Annotated in this window: 3 protein-coding genes; all 3 read right to left on the bottom strand. The window is 44.3% G+C overall.

Annotation, left to right across the window (positions count from 1 at the left end; translation table 11 throughout):
• Positions 1-251: 251 nt before the first annotated feature.
• The gene (locus tag BCT81_RS27795) at positions 252-824 is read right to left on the bottom strand and encodes a TetR/AcrR family transcriptional regulator (RefSeq protein ID WP_102426540.1); all 573 of its coding nucleotides are present in this window, start codon (positions 822-824) and stop codon (positions 252-254) included.
• A gap of 166 nt (positions 825-990) precedes the next feature.
• Positions 991-1,866 (bottom strand): NAD(P)-dependent oxidoreductase, encoded by an 876-nt coding sequence (locus BCT81_RS27790; RefSeq protein ID WP_102426539.1) that lies wholly within the window; start codon positions 1,864-1,866, stop codon positions 991-993.
• 16 nt (positions 1,867-1,882) lie between these two features.
• Positions 1,883-2,782: a LysR family transcriptional regulator gene (locus tag BCT81_RS27785; protein ID WP_102426538.1), complete on the bottom strand. Its 900-nt coding sequence runs from the start codon at positions 2,780-2,782 to the stop codon at positions 1,883-1,885.
• Between the last annotated feature and the right edge of the window lie 41 nt (positions 2,783-2,823).

The following is a 2,823-nucleotide window of genomic DNA, read 5'->3' as shown; positions in this document are numbered from 1 at the left end:
TGATTAAATTATTTTATAAAAATGAGTATCCGTCTCATGAAAAGTGTCTACAACACCATTTAGTGAGTCAGATCCATTACGAATTTTGTCCAATGATCAGTTTTTAGACATAAAAAAAGCGAGGGCTAAGCCTCGCTTTCAAAACTACAATCTCTTTTGGGTTGCACTACGTCCAACATATCTACAGCACGATGACAATGTCTCCTACAAAGCCGATTGCTATACCGCGCCGTATCAATCTGAGCGATAAACTATGACGCCTTCAGAATGTTTAAACAGCTGGCTTTCACCGAACGGATATAGTCTGTGTCCTTGAATTGAGACAGTAAAATCCCCCCCTCCAAGGCGACAAAAATTAGCCTCGCAGCTTGAGTCGCTTCTAATCCAGAACGGAAATGTCCACTCGTAATCCCCTGCTCTATGCTTTTACGAATAAAGTCTTCATTGATTTGAACAAATTTAGACAATAGGCTTTCCAAACCATCCGCCAAAAAATAGAAGTCAGAAGCATACATACCACATAGACACAGTTTGTTGTTCTCGCGTACGTCAACAAAAATGTCGGCTAACGCTTCAATTTTACCTTCTGCAGAGATGTCTTGACTCTCGATCCGCTTTAACGCTACTTCGTAATTAACAAGGTAACGTTCAAATACCGTTTGAGCCAGGTCTTGTTTCGTTTTGAAATGATAATGGATACTCGCAGTCTTTATCCCAAGCTCATTTTGAATGTCGCGAAAACTGAAGCCATTAAAACCTCGGCTTTGCATATAACTTTCAGCTAAATCGACGATCTTTTCTGCCGTTGGATTAAGTTCTTTCATATTAATTCCACCTATATTTTGGGGGAATATAGCATAATTCACAAGCATCGCCTATCTATCAGTAGGTATGGAATTCCAAGAGGTGTAAAGTTCGAGTGTGGGTGGGCAAAAAAATAGCCACTGATTAGCGGCTATTTTTAGTTATCTAAACGAAGTTTCTATCTTTCTACTTCTTTGTCTCTTCAACCACAGCCTTCATCAGTACTGAAGTATCCATGCGGCCTTCACCTTGTGCAGAAAGAGCCTTGTATGCGTTGTTGGTCTTCTCCGTCAATGGAAGTTGAATGCCTTGGCGCTCAGCTTCATCTAGGCAGAAACCTAGGTCTTTGATCATCCAGTCAATGGCGAAGCCAAAATCGAACTTGTCTTGCGCCATTGTCGAAGCACGGTTTTCCATCTGCCACGAGCCAGCAGCGCCGTTTTTAAGGCAATCAACCAGAGTTGGGATATCCAAACCTGATTTTTCAGCAAGCACTAAGCCTTCAGATAAGCCATTCAACACACCTGCAATGCAGATCTGGTTAACCATTTTCGCACGTTGGCCTTGACCGACTTTACCCATCAGAACCGACGATTTACCGTAAGCTTCGAACACAGGTTGAAGGTCGTTAAATAGCGCTTGTTCACCACCACACATGATAGTTAGTACGCCGTTTTCTGCGCCCGCTTGGCCACCAGACACTGGTGCATCCATAAAGCGAATACCCGCTTCTTGCGCTGCAATTTCAAGTTCTTCAGCAAGGATTGCAGACGTTGTAGTGTGATCAACAAGAATCGCGTTTGGCTTCATAGCGGCCAATGCGCCTGTTTCACTGGTTGTCATGCTGCGTACGTCATCATCGTTACCCACGCAAACCAGCACAACATCAGCTTCTTCCACACACTCAGCAACGCTCTCAGCGGCTTTACCTTGGTGTTTTTCAGCCCAGTCCAATGCTTTGCTGTGAGTACGGTTAAATACCGTTACCTCAAACCCGGCTTTGACTAGGTGTCCTGCCATTGGGAAACCCATAACGCCTAACCCGATAAAACTTACTTTCATTTCTTTCTCCTTTTGTTTAACTCAGCTCATCGCTATGGAACGACTGAACGCTTTTAATTAACGCCTCAATAAGCAGAGTTAAAGCCTTTGGCTGATATTTTCTTTCTTTGTACACTAAATACGCTTGGCGATCACCCCGATGGTACTCAGGGAGCACTTGAACCAGATTCATTTCTGGATACACATGACGAAAAGGCAGCGAAGCGATACCCAGCCCCTTTTGCGCTGCCGCCGCGACCGCATGAATATCGTTCACAATAAACTTGGGTTTGATCGTTACCATCTGTTCCAGGTGACCCGCTTTGTAGAGCGGCATATCAAACACATCATCAACGTTAATCCAGTCTTGATGTTCAAGATCTTCTGGTTTAATGATCGTCCCACGCGAATCTAAATAAGCTTGGCTTGCAAAAAAGCCATGTTTCGCTTTAAACAATGGTCGAGCGATCATGCCGTCCATGTCGGAAATCTGAAACGTGATCAACAAATCACGGTCGGTTTGAGGCACCACTTGTTGCTGGCTCAAAATCAGATTGAGCTGCACATTTGGATATTGAGTAAGGTATTGCTCGACAGTCGGGCGAAGAAAACCACTATAGAAATTATGAGGCACGGCGAGTTTTATCTTGCCTTGAATAGCGTCGCGCTCTTCAAGCAGGCTACTAAAGCCTTGATGAAGGGACTCCATACCACTGCTCAGCGCTGCAAAGGCCGCCTCACCATCTTTCGTCGCTACAAGCTCCCTGCCCTTCTTTTCTAGCAAGCGGATGCTCAAACGCTCTTCTAAAGCGGTTAACCGGCGTGACATGGTCGACACAGGCAGTTGAAGCCGCTTCGATGCCGACAGCAACGAGCCCTCTTCAACCACAGTACAAAACAGGAATAGATCGTCAATGTTTCCGAATATGGAATTCATACTTCTATTTATGCCTATTTTTCTCATTAATGGATAATTAT

Origin of the sequence: Vibrio sp. 10N.261.52.A1, assembly GCF_002876325.1 — a bacterium.
GTDB lineage: Bacteria > Pseudomonadota > Gammaproteobacteria > Enterobacterales > Vibrionaceae > Vibrio > Vibrio chagasii.
This window is presented reverse-complemented; position numbering and strand designations above follow the sequence as displayed.

Bases quoted from the DNA above. Each gene is read 5' to 3' on its own strand.
- BCT81_RS27795 (WP_102426540.1), bottom strand. From the start codon at position 824: ATGAAAGAACTTAATCCAACGGCAGAAAAGATCGTCGATTTAGCTGAA.
- BCT81_RS27790 (WP_102426539.1), bottom strand. From the start codon at position 1,866: ATGAAAGTAAGTTTTATCGGGTTAGGCGTTATGGGTTTCCCAATGGCA.
- BCT81_RS27785 (WP_102426538.1), bottom strand. From the start codon at position 2,782: ATGAATTCCATATTCGGAAACATTGACGATCTATTCCTGTTTTGTACT.